The following is a 20,148-nucleotide window of genomic DNA, read 5'->3' as shown; positions in this document are numbered from 1 at the left end:
ACCGGAAGGACAAAAGCCGGCTACATCCTCCCGCCCGTTTCTTGATTTGTCGTGAGACTCTCATTCGGTTGGTGGAGGTGACACGCAACCTCCCGACTGGGATCGTTATCTCCGGACTGTTCGAGCGACGGGGCTGTGTTCGCACAGATGCTCTTTGCAGCAAACTGGCGCCGTAGCAGCTCAGACGCCTCCTCCCAGCGATCGGTGACAATGAGCTCGATCGCCTCGTACACCACACTTTCACACGTCGAATCCGAGAGAGGGCCGTCGAGAAAGCGCTCGTAGACGGAGTCAACATCTTCAGCATCGAAGGAGCGTCGGTCAACGGCCCGGGTGAAATCCCTAACGTTGGTCCACTCGTCCTCACTCAGGTCGTATTCTTCGGGTGCAATGAGGGATGGACAGCGTGTGCGGAACCGACAGCCACTCGGGGGATTAATCGGACTGGGAACGTCACCCACTAACACGCTTCGTTGTCCCCTATTACGCGGGTCCGGAACGGGAATCGAAGATAGCAGTGCTCTCGTGTACGGATGCTTCGGATCCTCGAAGAGGACCTCTACGTCTCCGATCTCGACAATCTCGCCGAGATACATCACCGCGACACGATCGCTGATATGCCGGATAACGGAGAGGTCGTGACTGATGAACAAGTACGTCAGGCCGAACTCGTCTTGGAGATCGTCCAGCGTGTTCAATATCTGTGCCTGGATCGAGACGTCCAACGCACTCGTCGGTTCATCGAGGACGACGAACTCTGGATCAACCGAAAGCGCCCGCGCGAGGTTGACTCGTTGACGCTGTCCGCCGGAGAACTCGTGGGGATAGCGGTCATAATACTGCGGTTCCAACCCGACGGCATCCAGGAGCTCTTTGGTTCGCTCCTCGCGGCCGTCAGCGTCGTACATCCCGTGGGCCTGCATTGGTTCTTCGATGATTGATCCGACCTTCATCCGAGGATCCAGGCTCGACTGCGGATCCTGAAAGATAATCTGGATGTCCTTCCGTCGCTGGCGGAGCGCCTCGTCACTCAGGTCTGCAAGATTGTCATCATCGAAGTAAATGTCTCCCTCGGTGGGTCGCAGGAGCTGCAGGACGACGCGGGCGAGCGTCGACTTCCCACAGCCTGATTCGCCTACTAAGCCGAGCGTTTCCCCCCGATCGATCTGGAAAGAAACGTCATCGACAGCGCGGACCACGTCCGGATCGTACTCGAACGGAAAGCTCAATCCGTCCGGTGAAAACTCGTATCCGCCAAACAACCCACTTGAGTTGTTAAAGTGCTTTGACAGACCTGAGATACGGACCAGCGGATCTGTTTCTGATCTACTCACTGTTCTCACCTACCACAGAAACCCCCTCGGATGAGAGTTGACGGCTCGTCTCATAGCCCGCCTCGAACACATCGTGTTTGATGCAGGCTGCCCACTGCTCGTCTTCGGTGACTCGCCGGAGGTTCGGATGCGTCCGGGTACAGGCTTCGGTTGCGTCGGGACAGCGGTCGTGAAACCGACAGCCAGACGGCGGATCGATCGCTTCCGGCATCGACCCTTTCAGCGGCTGTAGCTCGCCAGCCTGGTTCGGACGAGGAATCGAGTTCAATAGAGCCTCGGTGTATGGATGCTGTGGGTCATAGAACAGATCATCGACCCCTGCACGCTCGATTAGCTCTCCGAGGTACATCACGTTGACCCGGTCGCAGATCTCCGCGACGATACCCATATCGTGAGTCACCCAGAGGAAACTCGTGTCGTACTCCTTCTGGAGATCGTATACGAGGTCGATGATCTGCCCCTCAACCGTCACGTCTAGTGCAGTCGTGGGCTCGTCTGCGATGATAAGCTTCGGCTCGCAGCCAAGCGCCATCGCAATGAGGACCCGCTGGCGCATCCCTCCCGAGAACTGGTGCGGGTAATCGTCGAACCGTTCGTCGGGCTGAGGGATTCCCACTTCGCGGAGGATTTCGATCGCACGTTCGCGTACGTCTTTCCCGGTGAGCCCCCGATTGAGTTCGATGAACTCACAGAGTTGCTCACCGACCGTGAACACCGGATTGAGACTCTCCATCGGATCCTGGAAGATGAGCGCGATCTCGTTGCCGCGGATCTGTGAACGCATCTCCGAGTCCGAGAGCATCTCTTCACGTCTAACCGGGTTCTCTGTCTCGTCGGTGTCTTCTTCGAATCCGACAATAGTCTTCCCGTCGAATGTGATCTCGCCACCGACGATACGTCCGGGGGAATCGACGAGGCGAAGGATGCTTTGAACGGCAACACTTTTGCCGGCCCCAGACTCGCCGACGAGTCCGACGATCTCTCCGCGCTCGACAGTAAAGGAAACACTGTCGACCGCACGGACGGTTCCGGCGTCCGTGAAAAACTGTGTCTTCAGGTTCTCAACTTTCAGCAGTGGAGTGTCACTCATAGTTGTGTGTCTTGTTAGTATATTAGTCGTCAAGTCGCGGGTCGAAGGCATCGCGCAGTCCATCCCCGATAAGATTGAACCCGACTACGGTCACCAGAATGGCCAGCCCGGGCCAGAAGCTGAACCACGGGTTCGGGAGCATATAGGTCCGCGACTGAGCAAGCATCGCCCCCCACGACGGCGTCGGTGGTTGCGCACCGAATCCTAAGAAGGAGAGCGCTGCGACGATGAGGATGTTCACGCCAACCTGTAGGGTTGCTTGAACTAACACAGGCGCTAGGCTGTTCGGAATGACGTGGCGTCTGATTATGTTGCGATCGCGGACGCCGGCTGCTTTCGCCGCTTCGATGTACTCCTCTTCGCGGACACTGAGAACCTCTGAACGAATCAACCGGGCGAATACAGGGGTTGTGATGACGCTTACGCCGACGATCGCAATCCAGAGATTACGTCCGAACGTGGACATAATCGCGATCATCAGCACGATGAACGGGATGGCGTAGAAAGTCTCGACGAGTCGCTGGAGGACGTCGTCAATCCATCCGCCGTAGTACCCGGAGATAGCGCCAATGATCGTGCCGACAACAGCACCGAGGCCGGTCGCAACGATCCCGATTTGAATGGCGATCCGCGTGCCGTACACGAGGCGAGCTAGTATATCACGCCCCCGGTGATCTGTTCCGAGCGGATGTGCCCACACTCCTGTCCCGAACTCGTTCGTAATTCCGACCGGCGGAAGCAAACTGCGGGCACCCGGTTCCGCAGTTACCGGGCTGTACCAGTACGTTTCCGCAAAGTGGTACCCGAGTAAGACGCCGTCGATGAATGCCCAGATCGCGACCGCAATGACGACGGCGATGATGTATAGCCCCCACCGCGAGGTGGAGTTCTGGCGAAGTTGCGGGGTGACGTCTGCCCATCCAGATTGTGACGGCTGCGGTGACGAGGAATCATCATCAGAGCCGTTCATCAGTCATCACCCCCTCCGTAGGATATCCGTGGGTCTAGGTACGCGTACAGGAGATCAGTGATGAGAACACCAACGACGAACATCGTCGCATAGAACAGCGTGGTCCCCAAAATGAGGGGGTAGTCTCGAGCATTCACCCCGGTGATGATTAGCGTCCCGATCCCGCTGATGCTGAAAACGGTCTCGGTGAGGACTGATCCTCCGAGCGCGGTTGTTAGTTGAAGACCGACAACCGTCAGCACTGGAAGCTGTGCGTTCCTGAAGGCGTGTTTGCGGAGCAGCGTCCACTCTTTGACGCCGAACGCACGGGCTAGCGTGACGTATTCTTGGTTGAGAACTTCAAGCATCGAGGATCGTTCGATACGCATAATCGCAGCCATCTGGAGCGTCCCGAGTGTCAGTGTTGGCATTATTAGGTGAATAGCGGACTGATAAAGGACGTCTATGCGGGTAGTCGCGTTGTCGACTGCGGCCGGGGCTGCCCACGGCATAATGAGTCCGGTCGCCGGCAGGAGACCAAGGTGATAAGTAAAGAGAATGATGAGGAGCAGTCCGATCCAGAAGCTAGGAGTACTGACTCCGACAAGTCCCAGAACGCGAAAGACGTGATCTGAGAGTTGATTCCGTTTTTTTGCGGAGAGCACCCCAATTGGGATTGCCGTCAACACCGCGAAAGTGAAACTGGAGGCCACGAGGAGCAGCGTTGCTGGTAAGCGCTCGAAGATCTTCTGCGTGACTGGCACCCGATAATTGATACTCTGCCCGAGATCCCCCTGCAGTACGTTGATGATATATTTGAAGTACCGCACGTGGAGCGGCTGATTAAGCCCGAATCTCGTTCGGATGGCTTCGACGGTTGCCGCGTCGGCACTCGGTCCAATAAAGATCCGAATCGGATCGCCGGGTGCCGCGTTGACGAGCAAGAACGTGAGTGTAACGACGCCGAGGAGCGTGAAGACTGATTGCCCCAACCGCCGCGCAACATATCGAACCAAACTCATATTCGAATAGAAGCTCTTCTTTCCTTAATCTTGAAGCGAGAGGTTTCCGCTTGCTCCCGAAATCCGTGGGTTGATCGGGGAGACCGGATGGACGTTGAAATCATGGACTCTGGACCGCGCTCCGTAGGCGTTTTTGTAGTTGAATGCCGGAAGATGCACTTTGTCCTCGAGGATCGTCGTGATGGCGTTAGTGTAGAGCTCTTTTCGCTCTGCGCGGTCAATTGAGCTCCGCGCTTGCGAGATCTGCTCCATAACCTCTTCGTTCTCGTAGTAGACGCCCTGGTTTGCGCCGGCCGCGTCCATATGAAAGAGGTTGAACATAAAGTCGTCCGGGTCCGGGTATCGAACCCAGCCGAGGACGTAGATGTTGTAGTCGTCTGCATTGCCTGTGTATGCCTGACTGAGCATCGTTCCCCAGTCGAGGCGCTGGACGTTCGCATCGTATCCAGCTTCCTGAATTCCATTGGCAATCGAGACGCCGATGTTCTCCCTGTTATCGTCCGGTGGGACGATGATTTTACAGTTCCAGTCAGAGGGAACGCCGGCCTCCGAAAAGAGTTGCTGTGCCTGTTCGATATCCTTGTCATTCGGGATGTCCTGCCACTGCTCTACCGGGAATCCCCAATCCTCGTTTATTGGGCCCGGCATCGGGCTGTACTGTCGAAGCCCCGAGGGCTCAATGAAGCGCTCGACAGCATCATCCATTGAGAAGCTGTAATCGATCGCTTCACGGACTCTGATATCGGTCGTCGGCCCCTCGTTTAGATTAAACGCGACGTAGAAGTAGCCGATACTCTCCACTGACTCGATACTTGCGTCCTGCATCTCTTCGACGGTTGTCCATAGTCTGGGTGGGATCGTCTCGATGAGGTCCTGATTACCAGTGTTGAGCTCTGTGACCCGGGTCGTTGACTCCGTAATTGGGACGAACCTGACCTCCGAAACGTTCGGTTGTGGTTCTCCCCAGTAGTCGTCCCAGCGTTCGAGGTTCACGTAGGAGTTCTGCTCCCAATCAACGAATCTGAATGGACCCGAACCGATTGGCTGTTCGGTATTGAATGCTTCTGGATCGTCCTCACGAACTGCTTTCGGAACGATCTGATGCGTGAGCAGATCGTCGAACATCGCGAACGGGTTGTTCAGGTCGAACTGAACGGTATACTCGTCGACTGCTGTCGCGCTATCAATAACGGAGAAGATTCCCGCCAGCGGGGTTTCTTCCTCGATCGGTGCAGTAAATGAGTACGTTACGTCCTCCGCGGTGAGCTGATCTCCGTTGTGGAACGTTACGTCTTCTCGAAGTGGGATGACGTAGCGCGTGTTGTTACGAGTGATCTCCGGTTCGGATGCTGCGACGTCTGTCGTCGTATCTGTTCCTTCCGTGTACGTGTACAACTTACTGAAGACCCGGTTTCCGACCAGTGCATCGGGGTTCGAAAACTGAAGTATCGGATCAAACCGGGTTGGTTCGAGTGCCTGACCCACGTTCAGCCGAGTCTGTGATGACGACCCGGAAGATTCAGTTGCTGTTTCTCCCCCACCGGAATCGCTAGAATCGTCAGTACTGTCGTCTGAGCTGTTGCTTGAACACCCAGCTAATCCGACAGGAAGTGCTGCGCCAGTTGCTGCCAGTATTTTTCGCCGTGTGAGTTTGCCATTAGTCATAGTGGCTTGGTACCACTCTGCTCCCCTAATAACAAATAGTTTAGCATTAATAGCATATGTATTATAGAATATTTTGGCGTATATTACGACTAGTATAACATTGAAAATAATACTATATGGGAATATATACTAATAGCTCTACTCTACGGGACAAATTAGTCGTGTTTGTCCATTAATGTTTTTGGACTCAAATTCAGTTGAATCGGTATAGAAGCAGTATAACTGCAATACTAAAGAAAGTGTAGAATATTCATAATAAAATTATTAATCCCGCTATGTGGTACAATACTGCAGGGGTGAAAGTTGCTGTACATATGAGTAAATCGAACGAAGAAGGACTGGCGACATTGAAGAATAGTTTCGATATCCTTGAATGGATTCACAAAAATAACGGCGGACGGCCGACGGAGATCAGTGACCTGTTGGGTGTAAGTTCGAGTACTGCCCATCGGTATCTCAAAACGATGGTAGACGACGGCTATCTTGTGAAGGAAGACGGCGTCTACCATCTGGCTCTAAAATTCCTTGCGTTCGGCGAGCAAGCACGCACTCGAAAAGACGTCTACACGAGTGCTGAAAAGTACACCACTATGCTCGCCGACGAAAGCGGGTGCAGATCGACTTTCATCGTCGAAGAAGGTCTCCAAGGGATCTACCTCTATACGTCACCGGGAAGCCACAGTGTCTGGACTCAATCGACGATCGGGAAACGAATCCCGCTCCACGCGACTGCAGGTGGCAAGGCTCTACTTGCTCACTTTCCAAAAAAGAAAGTAAAACAAGTCATCGAAAACGGGCTCAAAGCAAAGACAGAACAGACGATAACTTCGAAAAAACAACTCAATGACGCGATAGAACAGATTAGAGACCGCGGCTACGCTTTCAACAAAGAAGAGCAGATTGAGGGCGTTAACGCGGTGGGTGCACCTGTCAAAGACGACACGGGCGAAGTTGTTGGGGCATTTAGTGTGTCTGGACCTTCGAACCGTCTGAGCGGAGACCGACTGACCGACGAACTCCCCCAGATACTTCTCGGTGTCACAAACGAGTATGAACTCCGCGTATCTCTTTCCTAATCACCTGGGGTAGTTGATGCGGGATTCTCCAGAAAGACAACAAAATCATCAACGGTCTCACGGGTCGACTCGTGGACGAAACTGCAAGCCCCCTCATTTGCAGCGAGACTCTCGCGAAGTCCGAGGTACGTCTGCAGGTCCCAGTAGGCGTTCTCGTGTATCTCACAGCCGTTCCCACGAACCCAGTGAAAACGCCGGAAAACGATGCGGCTGACGTGGTCTGTGGTCTTCTCTGCCTGCACCAAAGTAGGTTGATCAGCTGGTTTTGACTCACCAGCCTCGTCATCGTGGTGCTGGAGTTGTCGTTCGGGTTTACGCGGAACCGCGACACCTGCATTCTGGGCTTTGATGAGGATCGTTCGAGCCGCCGTCTCGACTGTCTCTCGGAGGTCAGCAGTGAAACGCTCGTGCCAGCTGCGCCACAGCGTCGACTGGTCCGGAATCGTCTCGAACTCCAGTTTCTCGCAGAGTCCAGATCGGTGATCGAGGTAGTCGACGAGTGCAGTTTCGTGCTCCCACCTATGGAGTTCTTTCAGAACAACACCCGAAAGAGGGTGTCCACCTTGTATCGTATCGAGCTTTCATAACGGTCGTGAGCGTTGAACCGGAAGTAGGCCAGTGGGTATTGACATACAAAGTCTTCCAGCGACCCGTGATGGTCGTGTTTGAACCATCACTGCCCAACAGTTCGGACATCCTCCTGAAGCGCATCGAGTGAACTCCGATTGTAGAGTGGCGTCGAATCATAGGCAGGCCACTCCGTATACGGAGCCTGCGCGATATAACGAAAGACGGCACGTCGAGAGTTATGGATTAGAACCATCAGCAATGGTACCACAACCAATTAGGTGGCGTGATGGCTCCGACGCATCTGCTTCGATAAGAACACTAGCTTAACTATCCGAACGGAAGTTACAGCATCTTTAGATTTCGTTTCACTCCACCGACCGAGTGTATGTCAACACGCGCCTTCAGCGTGTCAATCTGAAACCTATTTTGATAACTCGGGTGAAAAACTTCGGAGCTTTTCGTCGTCTAGCACGAATCAGAACTGTGGAGTACGAAATCGGGCCGGAAGAATCGGTCAGCACGGCCGTCGTACGCGCGGTGAGCGCAGTTGAAGGCCGTGAACTATGCTCTCTCCGACCGCTGGCGGATGTCGTCGATCCGACTGCGTTAGATTCGTTGTTCGACCCGCGGGACGACGGAACTCCTCGGACAGGCGGACGCCTCTCGTTCGTATACAACGATTGTTGCATCACGGTCGACAATGGCGAGTATCTCACTCTCCAGTTGCTCGAAGGCCGGTTTTGCGACGAACGCGATCAAGAACCCTCTGACAGTTGCGTCCGCTGACGGAGTAGCTAATAGTCGCTCGTCGCGAGATCACTGCCTGGGATCACGGGCGATCAACAACCCCTGTGCCATGAGTCGCCGAGCGATGACGACCAGCCCATTTCCGAATCCTTCGCCGAATATCGCTTGTTCCTCCTTGGTGTCGGGCATAAGTGAACTCACAAGAATCGTCGAGCGGTCGACCAGAAGGAGCCGGCCGATCGCCGTCTCGTTTTCAGTAGCGTCCTCGCCGTGTAGCCACTCGAGGCCAGAGATGAACGTCGTCGCGTCCGGCACGGCCGTCTGGATCTGGTCTTGAAGCGACTCCGTCAGCGCGCCGATGAGAAGGTCGACCCCGTTACCGACGTCGTTGAGGGTGGCAACGAGATCCTCGGTCAGCAGTGACTCGTCCCCCACGACCAATACGACCTCCTCGGCCGCATCCTCAATGAGTTGGTCCGTCCGATTTTCGATCGCGGCACGCCCGGACATCGCCCATATCTGCTGGACGGGGGTTTCGTCGTCTTGTTCGACGATTTCGACCGTGTCCAGCGCATCGTGGAAGCGCTCGACGCGGTCTTCGTACTGGTCACGCAGGGTCTCAGTCGCCTCCCCGAGCGGAACCGCCCGGAACTGCTGCGGGCTCGAATGCTGGATCTCGACCAGGCCTTGTGCCTCCAGCACTCGAATCGCATCGTACACACGCGTCCGGGGAACCTCCGTCATCTCACTCAATTGCTTCGCTGTACCCGTGTGGAGACGGGACAGGCCGACGAAGCATCGCGCCTCGTATTCTTTCAGGCCGAGTTGCTGGAGGACTTCGATCGCTTCCTCCAGACTATTATCAGTGATCATATGTCCCAACCTCACGGGGAGTTCCCCAGTGGTTCTCTAAATGGTTTGCTCCCGACACGGATAGGTATTGTCACTCCTGTCATAACGGCTAGTACGGATGAGACGTGCTACGGGCAAAATACTCGCCTGAGTCCGCTTCACAGACGAGCTTCACAAAATTGTTGTGATATTTTCAGTGACAGTAGATAGCTTAGGAGTTCATCGCTCAGAAGTGTATATAATCGGGAGAAAAAAAGTCACCCGTTTAATCACAAAAAGGATATACCGGGTGGAAACTAATTCTTCTATCGGCACGCAGTCCAGTTCTGTGTCCCAACCACCGCACTGTTGCGTGTCGGCCCGGCCACTCTTCGTGGCTGGGCTCACAATGCCCCACATTCGCCACATCGATGAGCAGTGATCCAGTCGAAGACCCACAGACCGCCGCGATCAAGCAACTCGAACGGTTCGGGTTGAGTGCCTACGCCGCCCGGACGTTCGTCGCGCTTGCGAGCCTCGGCACGGGGACGGCCAGAGACGTCAGCCAGGTGTCGGAGGTGCCGCGCACTCGCGTATACGACGCGATCGACGAGTTACACGACCGGGGACTCGTCGATATTCAGCAATCCTCGCCCAAGGAGTTCTGGGCGATTTCCGCCGAAACTGCGAGCCGGACGTTCGAACACGAACTCCAGCACCGCACGGAACTCCTCCGGACGGCGCTGAGTGAACTCGAACCCGTCGAACGACAGGCCGAACAGCGCGGCGTCTGGACGGTCGACGGGCAGACTGCGGTCACGGAACGGGTCTTGGAGTTCTTCGCCGACGCGGACGATGAAATCGTCTACATGACCGTCGAGGATCTCATTACCGAGGACCTTATCGAGGGATTAAGCGAGGCCGCAGAGCGGAGCGTTTCGATCAAGCTCGCTGGCGTGTCGACGGAGGTCCAGGAGCGCATTCAGGACGAGATCCCCGGCGCGACGATGTTCGAGTCGCTGTGGGTCTGGTCGGATACGTCGGCGGGACGGCTCATGATGGTCGACGGGCGCAAAACCCTCGTAAGTGCGCTCGTCAACGGCGCGGACGCGAGTCCGTCCGGCCCGCGCTCGGAGACTGCCATCTGGGGCGAGGGCGACACGAACAGTCTGGTCGTGGTGCTGAAGGCGATTTTTACCTGGCGACTTGACGCGGAGGATCCTAATTGACGGGCCTCGGTGAAATCCTCAATCAGCGATAGGTTTCACGGTCGTGGTGTATACAGTGCACATCTTCACCACGCGTCCCGTCTGGGTGGTCGTGTGTCACTCAGTTGCTCGTAACACTCCCAATGTGAAAGTGCTACTATTTCGCATAGCTGAGCGTCCTGTATGAGTATGGGCACAACAATGACGACAATCTTCCTCAAACACACCGTAGAGGACTACGACTCGTGGAAACCAGGATTCGACGACCACGCGAGCACCCGTGAAGAGTACGGCTCCGCCGAGGACTACCGCCTGTTTCACGAGGCCGGAAACCCGAATGAAATCGTGATGATCGGGGAATGGGAGAGCGCGGAGGCGTTCCAGCAGTTTATGGAAGAGTCCGACGTCACGGAAAAGATGGGAGAGTTCGGTGTCATCAGCGAACCGGAAGTGTACATCCTCGAGGAGACCGAGGCGAAATCCGCCGAGTGCACTGGACGAGATGGCGAAAGGCGATGCCAGTTCTATGGCGGACGTCTGGTCACACGAGGACGACGTGACGACTATGCACCCGATCGGTGGACGGGAAGAGAGCTGGGACGCTGTCAACGGGTCCTGGGAAGGAGTCGCATCAATGAGTGAGGGTGGGGAGGTCACCCGTACGGACCAGGTCATTCGCGTCAACGGCGACCTTGCATACGAACTCTGCACCGAGTCGGCGTCGATGACCATTGCGAGTGATCAGCTCTCCCTGGAGGGCCGGGCGACCAACGTCTACCGGAAAGAGAACGGCGAGTGGAAAGTCGTCCATCACCACGCCGATTTCCACGCCGAGTTCGCCGAGATGGTGGCGAACATAGGTGCCTGAGCGACCGACGAGAACGTAGCGGTGGAGTTGTACACCCATGATATCCCTTGACCACGAAATCGAGATAGAAGCGCCTATCGAGTATGTCTTGGAGTGGGTGAGCAACTCCGAGAGCTGGAGGCGGTCGAATCTCGCCGGCCTCGACGTCGAAGTCATCGATGATGCCGACGCGCTGTTCGGGGAGCGTTGGAGGAGTTCCTCAATGGGTGGGCCTACAACAGCAATGGCCCACCCATATGAATTGGTAGCGTTTTCACGGGGAGATGATGTTGAGCGTAACTGAGTGAGTCCACAAAATGAGGACCGTGAGCAAAGTACGCACTGTGGAGCTTGGACGGAGGGTCTGTCAGCTACCTGAGAGCACCCCAGCTGAAAGAATGGCTTCGTTTGCTAATCAAGGATTCGGCAGCGATACTTCTCCAGGGAGCGAGTCAAGTACCGTTTCCACCTGTTCGTCAGGATGGTACCGGACGGCACCAGTTGTGTGTTCGAATTCGACGACGCCGTAGTCTGCTAACTTCGGCAGATGGGAGTGTTGGAGTTGGATAGCGAGTTCTTCACGGTCCTGCTGTGGACCGTTTTTGGAGTCGGAAGCTCGCCTGTGTATCTGATCGACGAGGTCCTCGAATGTCGTGGTTCCGGTAGCCTCGTGGCGCAGGTGGTGGATAATCCGACGTCGGTGCTGGTCGGCGACAAGGCGGAGACACGCGTCAAAACTCTGGTTCGTCATAGTGCGTCACTCTCTACCGAGGTGCATCAATTGTGTCGATTTTCACACTTGAGGACATTTTGATTATGTGAGTTACACTTACTGAGTGCACATATCTGCCGTATTATTACATTGGTCGTCGTAGGCTCTCAAAGCTCACGTAACCCAGTTAATCAAAAATTGTTTGCTCGTTAAAATGTGGTCGCTTGATGCAATTGGTGAGCGTTAGTCTCGGTATCCGCACACCAGCGGAGAGAATACACATAGTACGAAATCCGTTCCGATCGCGTCGAGAAACGCGGCGCCGAGCACGAGAAGCGGTCGATATCACACTCTGGCGACGGAGTCGCTCATAAACACGTACGCGATCTGCTTCGCTGTTTCCAGGTCAGCAGCGGTTCCAAGGTCACCGTCCCGCCCCGAGTGATGCACATTGTATTCCCAGACGTTCCTTCCGTCGATGACCTCATTGATGTATACCGCCTTTCTGGAGTGTTCCTGGCGATAGAGAACCGTGGTATAGTCCCGACCCATGAGTTCGTCGTGTGTCGTCCGCTCGGTTTCCAACACCCATCCTGTCGGAGGGTTTCGTTCGGAAGTCATGCTGGGTCGTTGATCTGCTTATCGGCGTGGTCGGCACTCTCGGGTGTCCCGTCCTTGACCGCCTTGGCCTGTTGCTCTAACTCTTCGACATCCAACTCAGCCGCCTGGCCGATTTCGCCGAGGATCTCCTTGATGTCGTCGAGACCGATGAGTTCGCGCGTCTCGGCGTCGAATTGCAGGCTGTCTAGCTGGTGTCCGTTGGCCGCCACGTCACTGCCCGTGAGGTGCTTGCCGTAGCGACCCACCAGCGAGGTGAGTTCCTGGGGGAGGACGAACGTCGTCGACTCGCCCTGCCCGATCGCTTCGAGCGTGTCCATTCCTTTGTCGATGATGGCGCGTTCGCCCATCGACTCGGCGGATTTCGCTCGCAGCACCGTCGAGATCGCGTCGCCCTGTGCCTCGAGGATCTGGCTCTGTTTTTCGCCCTGCGCTCGGATAATGTTCGACTGTTTGTCTCCTTCGGCTTTCTCGACTGCACTCCGGCGTTCCCCCTGTGCTTCGAGAATGGTGGCCCGGCGTCTCCGCTCCGCGCCGGTCTGCTGTTCCATCGCGTGCTGCACTTCCTGGCTGGGATTGACCTCTCGCACCTCGACTGACTCGACGCGGATCCCCCATTCGTCGGTGGGCTCGTCTAGTTCCTTGCGGATGCGAGCGTTGATCTCCTGACGCTTGTTCAGCGTGTCGTCCAATTCCATATCGCCGATTACAGCCCGGAGCGTGGTCTGGGCGAGGTTCGAGACTGCCGTCTTGTAGTCTTCCACCTCGAGGAAGGCCTTCTTCGCATCCATCACACGGAGATAAACGACTGCATCCGCTGTCACGGGGGAGTTGTCACGCGTGATCGCCTCTTGGCGAGGCACGTCCATCGTCTGCGTTCGCATGTCGAACGTGAACGTGCGCGAGACGAACGGGGGAATGAAGTTGATTCCCGGTTCGAGCAGGCCGCGATACTCGCCGAACACGGTGAGCGCCTGTTTGTCGTAGGCGTCTACGAACCGCACCATCTGCCAGACCGTCACAACTGCCAGCACCAGTACGAGCGGACCGACAATCCATAATCCGAGGGTGGAGATCTGCAGCGTGATCGGGTCGTGCATACGTTCTACGTTCACTCCGTGACTGTATCAAAGGACGATATTTTCACATAAGTCGGGATTTTCATTATGTGAGTGACGCGATCGGCGAGGATGCCGGTTAACTCCTGCACTGACTTCTTCCCACGACTGGAGATCGTACTCTCCGCGTCTCGGTTTCTGGCGTCCCTCGATACCCGACACTGCGAGCCGAACTCAATTACCGGAACAGGCTACGGTACTTGACGAGTTCGGCGCTGATCTCCCGACTCTCCAGTAGCGCGAATCCGGCGACGATGATCCCGAAGCCGACGAGCGTCAGCGGGTGAATGCGTTCGCCCAGTAGTACGAACCCGATCGCCAGGGCGACGATGGGAGTGAGATAGGTCGTCATATTCGCCTTCAACGGCCCCACCTCGCCCATCAGCACGAGATATATCACCAGCCCGAAAGCCCCGATGAAGACGCTGAGATAGAGCACTATCGCCACTGACAGCGGGGTCACCTGAATGTTCGCAATGGACTCGCCGATGCCGACAGCCAGGACGACGTGGACGGTCCCCCCGAGCACCATCGCCCAGCCGGTGAGCGCCGGGATCGGCATCGATGTCCTGCTCCGTCGGATGAGGACGGCCCCGAGTTCGACGACGATCAGGGCGCCGAAAAAGAGCAGTTTCCCGACGAGTTCCGGATCGAGGAGGCCCGTAGGGTCCGGGCGGATGACGACGACGATCCCGATGAAGCCCAGAACCACGCCGACGTAGTCGCGGCCGACCAGTCGCTCCGCGGGGAGGAGCGGCCACGCGAGCACCGCAGTAATGATCGGGGCGAGACTGAAGATGATCGCAGCGACGCCTGCGGTGATGAACTGCTGGGCGACGAAGCCGACACCCGTCCCGCCGACCAGAAACAGTCCCCCGGCGAGCACCGCTGTCACGTCCCGTCGAGAGCGGGGATACCAGTACTCCGTCGTCACGCCGACGTAGGCCAGCAGAAGCGCGGCAGCCAGGTAACTTCGGGTCGCTGCGAAGATAAGCGGTGGGATGAACGACAAGCCGGTCTTCACTGCCGGGAAGGCTGACCCGAACAGGAGCGTGACGAGGAGGAACAACCCCACCGTCCGGTTGCGAGACATAGATAACTCGTCTTCAACCATCCTCTGACAGCAGAGTCTCTGTAAGGAACCGCACTTGTGCCGATGACGCTCTGTCGAACGTCTCGCTCGGATAATACAGCAGCCCAAAATGCCCACCGGGAATCTCTACCCACTCTTTCGGCCCGACCAGTCGCTCGTACGCGTCGCGGGCTACAGCAGGGGACGACCGGACCATCTCGTCGTCGGGGGAGACCACGAATAGGGCCGGACACGACACGTCCGAGGCACACAGGCCAGGATACCACTGGACGGGGTGCTCTGGACGGACGAGCGTGACCTCGTTCGTCCAGTTCGTGTCCGAGCGAGTCCCGTAGCCGGTGAACCAGCGAAATGCCGTCTCCGGTTTCAGGGCCGAGGAACGCCGTTCCTGGTCGTCCCATACGACCGGCATCGGCCCACGGATCTCGTCCGCAGTCGGTTCGATTGATCCCGAGCGAACCGTCTCCTCGATCGCGTCACGGAGGGATCCATCTGGATCGTCCGGCGGTACTTCCTCTCCAAGAGCCGGGACCTGAACGACCAGTGCTGCCACCCGATCATCCAGGGCGGCCACGACCAGCGCAGCACCACTACTGTAACTATCGCCCCACACGGCGATCCGGGACGAATCGACATCGTCGAGCGTGGCCGCAAACGAGATCGCGTCGCGATACCCCCGTGCCTGCATCCAGGGATTGATCTGCTGGCGGGGTTCGCCTTCGCTTGCCCCGAAGCCCCGATGGTCGTACAACAACACGGCCAGGCCTGCCTCGACGAACACCTCTGCGTACCTGTCAGCAACCATCTCTTTGGTTGCGGAGAACCCGTGGGCCATGACGACCAGGGGCCACGGTGGCGCCGTGTCGGGCGAGTAGTACCAGCCACTCACCTCTGCCCCTTCCGAGTCGAAGGTCACGTCTCGTTTCATTGGTTCCTCCGCGAAACGGTCGAGCAGACGCTCCTGTGAGACCGGAATTCCTGGTACGTGGGTAACCATCTTGTCCTTGCTGAACGGACAGCATACGGTCTGGGCATAGCGTTCATATGCTTGGGGTGGCCTGCTCTAGCCGGCTGAGAATGTGGTCAGTCACGTATTTCGCGTCGCCGCCTACGCCGAATAGGAGCGATGATCCCGCCGTAGGCAACCACGGCAGCCTGAGGAAACAGAGCCCGGGACTGTCAGTCACGCCACGGTCGTGGCCAGGGTAGCCGTACTCGTCGAACGTCGTGGGCTCGACCCAATTGAAGTCGAACTGGAACCCGGTCGCCCAGATTACGGTCCGAACGTTCGCCGCCTTGAGGTCGAGCTCTCGAACGCTCTCGACCGAGATTGCCTCCGGATCCCTGGAGACAAACCTCGGGTCCAGAGCGTCGATTTCCTCGGTTTCGATGAGGTCGTCGATCTGACCGAGTATGCCGGCGTAGAAGCGAGACGCGTTCCGGAGATTCTCCTCGAGGTCACCGGCAACGACGAGCCGGCCGTCCTCGACTCCCTCGCCGCGGCCGAGCAGCGTCATACCGTCAGCGGCAAGATCAAGCAGGTCGATCTCCTGACCGCCGTCCTTGCCCGAGACGTAGGGGTTAGGCCCGAACCGGTCGGCGGGCGAGTCCAGGCCATCGACGACCGCGTCGAGTCCACCCAGGGCGACCATCCACCAGACGATGTCCTTCCCGCGGTACCGACGGGGCGCCTTCGCTGCCTTCCCGACCGAGAGGGACACGTCACGCCTGCTCTCGTGGAGCTCCACGGCGATCTGGGTGCCCGACTGGCCGGAACCGACCACGAGCACCCCACCGGGATCGAGCTTGTCCGGGTTCCGATATTCGCTGGTGTGTAGCTGCCGAACGGACGACGGGAAATCGGCGCCGAACTCGGGGATTCGTGGGCGTTGAAACGGGCCGGTCGCCACGACCACGTTGGTCGTCCCGTAGGTAGTGTCGGCCGTCTCGACGGTATGGCCGGCGTCGTGCTGCCGAACCGCCAGCACCTCGACACCAGTCCTGAGTGGGGGATCGAAGCGATCGACGTAAGCCTCGAGATACTCGACGACCTCGTCACGAGTGAGGTAGCCGTCGGAGTCGTCGCCATCGGAGGGGAAGCCCGGAAGGCGGCTCATCACGTTCGGCGTCACCAGCGTGAACGAGTCCCATCGCTCGCTGCACCAGCGCTCGCCGACCCGATCACGTTCGAGGACGACGTGGTCACAGCCGGCTTCCGTCAGGTAGTAACTCGTCGCCAGCCCCGCCTGCCCGGCGCCGATGACGACGACATCCCGGTGTTCGGTCATTGCGCTATTGTCCGTCGCTTTTGTTGTCGTTTATGAGTGAATTTTGGCGTTCGAGCACTGGACTACTCCGTCGGTTCGACGTTGTGGTTGAGTTGGAACAGGTTCTCAGGATCCCACTTGTTTTTGACCTCGACCAGTCGATCGTAGTTCTCGCCGTAGGCAGCCTGCTGGTCACCGTCCTCCTCGGGGACGAAGTTGGCGTAGACGCCGCCGGTCGCATGAGGAGCCATCGCCTCGTGCATCTCCCTCGTCCACGCGATACACTCCTCGTCCTGTTCGGGATCCGTCCATTGTGTGTGGAGGACCATCGTGAACTCGAAGTTTCGGTGGGGGTAGGCCGTCGCGTCGACGGGTTTCTCGTTCATCGCCCCGCCGAGGTGTGGAATGGCGATCTCCGTCTCCGGGGTCGGGATCGTCTTCCCGTACTCGATGAACGTCTCTATCATTCCGTCAGTCATCTCGTCGAAGTTGTGGGACTTCCAGTAGTTCCGATTGCCAGCCGGAGCCAGACCGTCGAACGCCTGTTGCCAGCCGGTGTAGGGGTGTGGACCGACCGCGTCGGCGATCGGATCACCGACATCACGGATCGGCTGAAGTACCTCCTCGCCCTCCTCCATATCACCAGCGTAGAACGTCGCCAGAATGACGACCTTCCGGCCGTGCCACTCCTCAGGGATGAACGGCAGTGGGGGTGCGTGCCGGATGACACACCAGACCGTCGCATCGTTGGGTGCATCGGCGGCGAACTTCCGGTAGCCTTCGAGAACCGTCTTAGCGTCGTCGAAGGGATGGACGATCGGGCCGGACAACACGGTCGGCCCGACCTCATGCAGTTGGAACTCGAATGAGGTGACGATCCCGAAGTTGCCACTGCCGCCACGAATCCCCCAGAAGAGATCTTCGTTTTCGTCCTCGCTAGCGTGTACCAATTCGCCGTCTGCGGTGACGACATCGGCCGAGATGAGATTGTCGACGGTCAATCCGTGCTTCCGGGAGAGCCATCCCCACCCGCCGCCGAGCGTCAACCCGGCGATACCGGTCGTGGAGTTGTACCCCACGGGCGTGGCAAGTCCGAAGGCCTGGGTTTCGTGGTCCAGTTCGTTGAGCACCACGCCAGGTTCGACGCGAGCCGTCTTCGCGTCCGGATCGACCCGTACGGATTTCATCGGCGAGAGGTCCATCATAAGGGCATCGTCCTCGACGGCCCTGCCGGCGATGTTGTGTCCGCCACCTTTCACCGAGATGGGGAGGTCGTGTTCCTTGGCGAACGTCACGGCGCTGATGACGTCAGCTACGCCAGCGCATCGAACGATGAAGGCCGGGCGTTCGTCGATCATCGCGTTCCAGACTGCCCGAGCCTCGTCGTAGCCCTCGTCGTCTGGCCGGAGGAGGGATCCACGCAGTGACCCAGAGAATTCGTCGAGTGCGTCGTTGTCTATTTTGGATGTTTCTAGTGACATTCTCGAATCACGTTCTCTATCAACTACGCCGAGATGGGACATAGGTGTGTGCCATTTTCACAAAAGATCGTGTGAGGAGGAACCGAGTGACACACAACGTCGGGGAGTGGTCCGAATCATAACCGCGTTCGCGCTGTTGGACCCATCGATCCGTATCGCAGATTGTCCGATTACCGGCTACTCTGGACAGCCATCGAGAGGTGGGCTGAACCTCGCGTATTTACCCACCGAGCCACCAGCCGTAGAGCTGTTCTTGCTCCTCCGCGTTCGGCCGCTTCTTCGACTGGCCGTAGGTTTTCCCCTTGAGCAGCTGGCGTTCGACGGCGTTCGCTGCGAGACGGAGGGCGTGGGAGGCACCGTACCCCTCTCCGTCGGCAGTGAAGTAGCCACGGTCGGTGACCAGCCGAATCCGTGCCAGTACCAGCGGCACGCCCCTGTTCTGTTCCTTGTGCTCCTGCAGTTCGATGCTGGCCTTGATCACGCTCATCTCACCGTACTTCGAGGTCATACGCTCGATCAGCGCGGAGACGTCGTCGTAGTCCATCCCTTCGAGCAGGTCGAGCCCGAACACCTGCACGGCGTTCCGGTCCTCGCGCTCCCAGGTGAGCGCCTCGATGAGGTCCGTCTTCGTGATGATCCCGACCGGCTCGTCGGTGTCGTCTGCCGTGACGACGAGCGAAGATATCTCCTGTTCGAACATCGTCGCGACGACCTCGTCGAGCGGTGCACTCCGCTCGACCGTCGCGATCGCGTCGGACATCAGGTTCCGTACCGGCAGATCGAGCATCCGGTCGGCGTCGCCCTCACGCGCGCCGAACCCGCCGCGGTTCTGCCCCCCGCCACGACCACCAAAGCCGCTTGACGACCCACCCTGGCTCTTGGTGCCGCCGCGCGTCGTGAACTCAATGACGTCGTACAGGCTCACCATTCCCACGAGGCCGTCCTCGTCGACGACTGGGAGGTGGGCGATGCCAGCCTCTCGAAGCATATTGAGCGCTTTCCCGATCGTGGTTTCAGGGGTTGCGCTGACTAATTCCGCCGTGAACGCGTCGTCGACAGTCGCCGCATCAAGAAACGGCCGGACTGCCTCGAGCACGGCATCGCCGGTCACGACACCGATGACACGGTCGTCGTCAAGGACGGGGAGCGTCTTGGCGTCGCTCCCGATCATAAGTCGCGCGACCTCGCGGACGTCCTCGGTGCGGTCAACCGTCGGGACGTGCTGTACCTGTGAACCGACCTTCGCAGACGGTTGGTTGGACGAGGACGCCAACTGACGGCGACTGACGACGCCGCGATACTCGTCGCCGTCCGTGACGACGACAGCATCGAGTTCCTGGTTCTCGAATGCCCCAGCGACCTTCGAGAGCGGGGTTCCGATGTCGAACTCGGTGAATTTCGGTGAGAGGATTTCGGAAATATCCATAGTAACTCTCTAGTGAGAGGGGCGCAGGCCGGTTATGCCTGTCCCACCACTGACTGTAGAGGGAGGGAAGTGTGAAATAATGGTTATGCGATAT

Annotated in this window: 20 protein-coding genes and 1 pseudogene; 6 read left to right on the top strand and 15 right to left on the bottom strand. The window is 57.8% G+C overall.

All coding sequences use genetic code 11. From position 1 onward, the window contains the following. Nucleotides 1-20: 20 nt before the first annotated feature. The 5 genes from NO360_RS10165 to NO360_RS10145 are packed head-to-tail and all read right to left on the bottom strand — an operon-like array spanning nt 21 to nt 6,060. Complete coding sequence (locus tag NO360_RS10165; RefSeq protein WP_390281640.1) at nt 21-1,343, bottom strand: ABC transporter ATP-binding protein; 1,323 nt, start codon at nt 1,341-1,343, stop codon at nt 21-23. Then, entirely contained in the window at nt 1,327-2,424 is a 1,098-nt protein-coding gene (locus tag NO360_RS10160) for an ABC transporter ATP-binding protein (RefSeq protein ID WP_256308516.1), read from the bottom strand. The genes NO360_RS10165 and NO360_RS10160 overlap by 17 nt, the downstream gene beginning before the upstream one ends. 22 nt (nt 2,425-2,446) lie before the next feature. Beyond that, nucleotides 2,447-3,394 (bottom strand): ABC transporter permease, encoded by a 948-nt coding sequence (locus tag NO360_RS10155; RefSeq protein WP_256307697.1) that lies wholly within the window; start codon nt 3,392-3,394, stop codon nt 2,447-2,449. After that, nucleotides 3,394-4,395, bottom strand: coding sequence for an ABC transporter permease (locus tag NO360_RS10150; protein WP_256307696.1), 1,002 nt, complete (start codon nt 4,393-4,395; stop codon nt 3,394-3,396). Before NO360_RS10150 ends, NO360_RS10155 begins: the two co-directional genes overlap by 1 nt. A gap of 24 nt (nt 4,396-4,419) precedes the next feature. After that, nucleotides 4,420-6,060, bottom strand: coding sequence for an ABC transporter substrate-binding protein (locus tag NO360_RS10145; protein ID WP_256307695.1), 1,641 nt, complete (start codon nt 6,058-6,060; stop codon nt 4,420-4,422). Nucleotides 6,061-6,335: 275 nt separating this feature from the next. Between NO360_RS10145 and NO360_RS10140 the strand changes: the two genes are divergently transcribed. Further along, nucleotides 6,336-7,136 (top strand): IclR family transcriptional regulator, encoded by an 801-nt coding sequence (locus NO360_RS10140; protein ID WP_345780191.1) that lies wholly within the window; start codon nt 6,336-6,338, stop codon nt 7,134-7,136. Between the two features lie 56 nt (nt 7,137-7,192). On the opposite strand, the pseudogene NO360_RS18960 reads toward NO360_RS10140, so the two are convergent. Next, nucleotides 7,193-7,959: pseudogene (locus tag NO360_RS18960) on the bottom strand (transposase); the annotation flags it as partial. Between the two features lie 128 nt (nt 7,960-8,087). Between NO360_RS18960 and NO360_RS10130 the strand changes: the two are divergent. After that, entirely contained in the window at nt 8,088-8,492 is a 405-nt protein-coding gene (locus NO360_RS10130; RefSeq protein ID WP_345780190.1) for a HalOD1 output domain-containing protein, read from the top strand. A 30-nt stretch (nt 8,493-8,522) separates the two neighbouring features. Here NO360_RS10130 and NO360_RS10125 read toward each other — a convergent pair whose 3' ends face one another. Next, nucleotides 8,523-9,326: a TrmB family transcriptional regulator gene (locus NO360_RS10125; RefSeq protein WP_256307691.1), complete on the bottom strand. Its 804-nt coding sequence runs from the start codon at nt 9,324-9,326 to the stop codon at nt 8,523-8,525. 389 nt (nt 9,327-9,715) lie between these two features. Here NO360_RS10125 and NO360_RS10120 point away from each other — a divergent pair, with 389 nt between their 5' ends. From NO360_RS10120 to NO360_RS10105, 4 genes are all read left to right on the top strand, one after another. Then, the gene (locus NO360_RS10120) at nt 9,716-10,513 is read left to right on the top strand and encodes a TrmB family transcriptional regulator (RefSeq protein ID WP_256307690.1); all 798 of its coding nucleotides are present in this window, start codon (nt 9,716-9,718) and stop codon (nt 10,511-10,513) included. Nucleotides 10,514-10,675: 162 nt separating this feature from the next. Beyond that, nucleotides 10,676-11,134 carry an antibiotic biosynthesis monooxygenase gene (locus tag NO360_RS10115; RefSeq protein ID WP_256307689.1) on the top strand — a complete coding sequence of 153 codons (459 nt, stop codon included), beginning with the start codon at nt 10,676-10,678 and terminating at the stop codon, nt 11,132-11,134. Continuing rightward, the gene (locus tag NO360_RS10110; protein WP_256307688.1) at nt 11,019-11,360 is read left to right on the top strand and encodes a YybH family protein; all 342 of its coding nucleotides are present in this window, start codon (nt 11,019-11,021) and stop codon (nt 11,358-11,360) included. Before NO360_RS10115 ends, NO360_RS10110 begins: the two co-directional genes overlap by 116 nt. Nucleotides 11,361-11,397: 37 nt before the next feature. Continuing rightward, nucleotides 11,398-11,643: a hypothetical protein gene (locus NO360_RS10105; protein WP_256307687.1), complete on the top strand. Its 246-nt coding sequence runs from the start codon at nt 11,398-11,400 to the stop codon at nt 11,641-11,643. Nucleotides 11,644-11,754: 111 nt separating this feature from the next. Here the strand turns inward: NO360_RS10105 and NO360_RS10100 are convergent, their stop codons facing one another. The 8 genes from NO360_RS10100 to NO360_RS10065 all read right to left on the bottom strand — a co-directional run bounded on the left by NO360_RS10100 (nt 11,755) and on the right by NO360_RS10065 (nt 20,054). After that, nucleotides 11,755-12,090 (bottom strand): DUF7344 domain-containing protein, encoded by a 336-nt coding sequence (locus tag NO360_RS10100; protein WP_256307686.1) that lies wholly within the window; start codon nt 12,088-12,090, stop codon nt 11,755-11,757. Nucleotides 12,091-12,396: 306 nt separating this feature from the next. Next, on the bottom strand, nt 12,397-12,672 hold the full coding sequence (locus NO360_RS10095) for a hypothetical protein (protein WP_256307685.1): 276 nt from the start codon (nt 12,670-12,672) through the stop codon (nt 12,397-12,399). Further along, on the bottom strand, nt 12,669-13,769 hold the full coding sequence (locus NO360_RS10090; protein ID WP_256307684.1) for an SPFH domain-containing protein: 1,101 nt from the start codon (nt 13,767-13,769) through the stop codon (nt 12,669-12,671). The genes NO360_RS10095 and NO360_RS10090 overlap by 4 nt, the downstream gene beginning before the upstream one ends. Nucleotides 13,770-13,965: 196 nt before the next feature. Next, entirely contained in the window at nt 13,966-14,880 is a 915-nt protein-coding gene (locus NO360_RS10085; protein ID WP_256307683.1) for a DMT family transporter, read from the bottom strand. Nucleotides 14,881-14,893: 13 nt separating this feature from the next. Further along, the gene (locus NO360_RS10080; RefSeq protein ID WP_256307682.1) at nt 14,894-15,808 is read right to left on the bottom strand and encodes an alpha/beta hydrolase; all 915 of its coding nucleotides are present in this window, start codon (nt 15,806-15,808) and stop codon (nt 14,894-14,896) included. Between the two features lie 112 nt (nt 15,809-15,920). Beyond that, nucleotides 15,921-17,168 (bottom strand): flavin-containing monooxygenase, encoded by a 1,248-nt coding sequence (locus tag NO360_RS10075; RefSeq protein WP_256307680.1) that lies wholly within the window; start codon nt 17,166-17,168, stop codon nt 15,921-15,923. 62 nt (nt 17,169-17,230) lie between these two features. Continuing rightward, complete coding sequence (locus NO360_RS10070) at nt 17,231-18,628, bottom strand: FAD-binding oxidoreductase (protein ID WP_256307678.1); 1,398 nt, start codon at nt 18,626-18,628, stop codon at nt 17,231-17,233. Between the two features lie 220 nt (nt 18,629-18,848). Then, nucleotides 18,849-20,054: a CBS domain-containing protein gene (locus NO360_RS10065; protein ID WP_256307677.1), complete on the bottom strand. Its 1,206-nt coding sequence runs from the start codon at nt 20,052-20,054 to the stop codon at nt 18,849-18,851. Nucleotides 20,055-20,148: the final 94 nt, after the last annotated feature.

The sequence above is a fragment of the Halobellus litoreus genome, from assembly GCF_024464595.1.
Classification (GTDB): Archaea; Halobacteriota; Halobacteria; order Halobacteriales; family Haloferacaceae; genus Haloquadratum; species Haloquadratum litoreum.
This window is presented reverse-complemented; position numbering and strand designations above follow the sequence as displayed.

What these genes read in the sequence shown, in the direction of transcription:
- NO360_RS10095 (WP_256307685.1), bottom strand. Translation starts at nt 12,672, where the DNA reads ATGACTTCCGAACGAAACCCTCCGACAGGATGGGTGTTGGAAACCGAG.
- NO360_RS10150 (WP_256307696.1), bottom strand. Translation starts at nt 4,395, where the DNA reads ATGAGTTTGGTTCGATATGTTGCGCGGCGGTTGGGGCAATCAGTCTTC.
- NO360_RS10125 (WP_256307691.1), bottom strand. Translation starts at nt 9,326, where the DNA reads ATGATCACTGATAATAGTCTGGAGGAAGCGATCGAAGTCCTCCAGCAA.
- NO360_RS10105 (WP_256307687.1), top strand. Translation starts at nt 11,398, where the DNA reads ATGATATCCCTTGACCACGAAATCGAGATAGAAGCGCCTATCGAGTAT.
- NO360_RS10065 (WP_256307677.1), bottom strand. Translation starts at nt 20,054, where the DNA reads ATGGATATTTCCGAAATCCTCTCACCGAAATTCACCGAGTTCGACATC.
- NO360_RS10145 (WP_256307695.1), bottom strand. Translation starts at nt 6,060, where the DNA reads ATGACTAATGGCAAACTCACACGGCGAAAAATACTGGCAGCAACTGGC.
- NO360_RS10110 (WP_256307688.1), top strand. Translation starts at nt 11,019, where the DNA reads ATGGCGGACGTCTGGTCACACGAGGACGACGTGACGACTATGCACCCG.
- NO360_RS10085 (WP_256307683.1), bottom strand. Translation starts at nt 14,880, where the DNA reads ATGTCTCGCAACCGGACGGTGGGGTTGTTCCTCCTCGTCACGCTCCTG.
- NO360_RS10100 (WP_256307686.1), bottom strand. Translation starts at nt 12,090, where the DNA reads ATGACGAACCAGAGTTTTGACGCGTGTCTCCGCCTTGTCGCCGACCAG.
- NO360_RS10090 (WP_256307684.1), bottom strand. Translation starts at nt 13,769, where the DNA reads ATGCACGACCCGATCACGCTGCAGATCTCCACCCTCGGATTATGGATT.
- NO360_RS10080 (WP_256307682.1), bottom strand. Translation starts at nt 15,808, where the DNA reads ATGAAACGAGACGTGACCTTCGACTCGGAAGGGGCAGAGGTGAGTGGC.
- NO360_RS10155 (WP_256307697.1), bottom strand. Translation starts at nt 3,394, where the DNA reads ATGAACGGCTCTGATGATGATTCCTCGTCACCGCAGCCGTCACAATCT.
- NO360_RS10075 (WP_256307680.1), bottom strand. Translation starts at nt 17,168, where the DNA reads ATGACCGAACACCGGGATGTCGTCGTCATCGGCGCCGGGCAGGCGGGG.
- NO360_RS10160 (WP_256308516.1), bottom strand. Translation starts at nt 2,424, where the DNA reads ATGAGTGACACTCCACTGCTGAAAGTTGAGAACCTGAAGACACAGTTT.
- NO360_RS10120 (WP_256307690.1), top strand. Translation starts at nt 9,716, where the DNA reads ATGAGCAGTGATCCAGTCGAAGACCCACAGACCGCCGCGATCAAGCAA.
- NO360_RS10140 (WP_345780191.1), top strand. Translation starts at nt 6,336, where the DNA reads ATGTGGTACAATACTGCAGGGGTGAAAGTTGCTGTACATATGAGTAAA.
- NO360_RS10070 (WP_256307678.1), bottom strand. Translation starts at nt 18,628, where the DNA reads ATGTCACTAGAAACATCCAAAATAGACAACGACGCACTCGACGAATTC.
- NO360_RS10115 (WP_256307689.1), top strand. Translation starts at nt 10,676, where the DNA reads ATGAGTATGGGCACAACAATGACGACAATCTTCCTCAAACACACCGTA.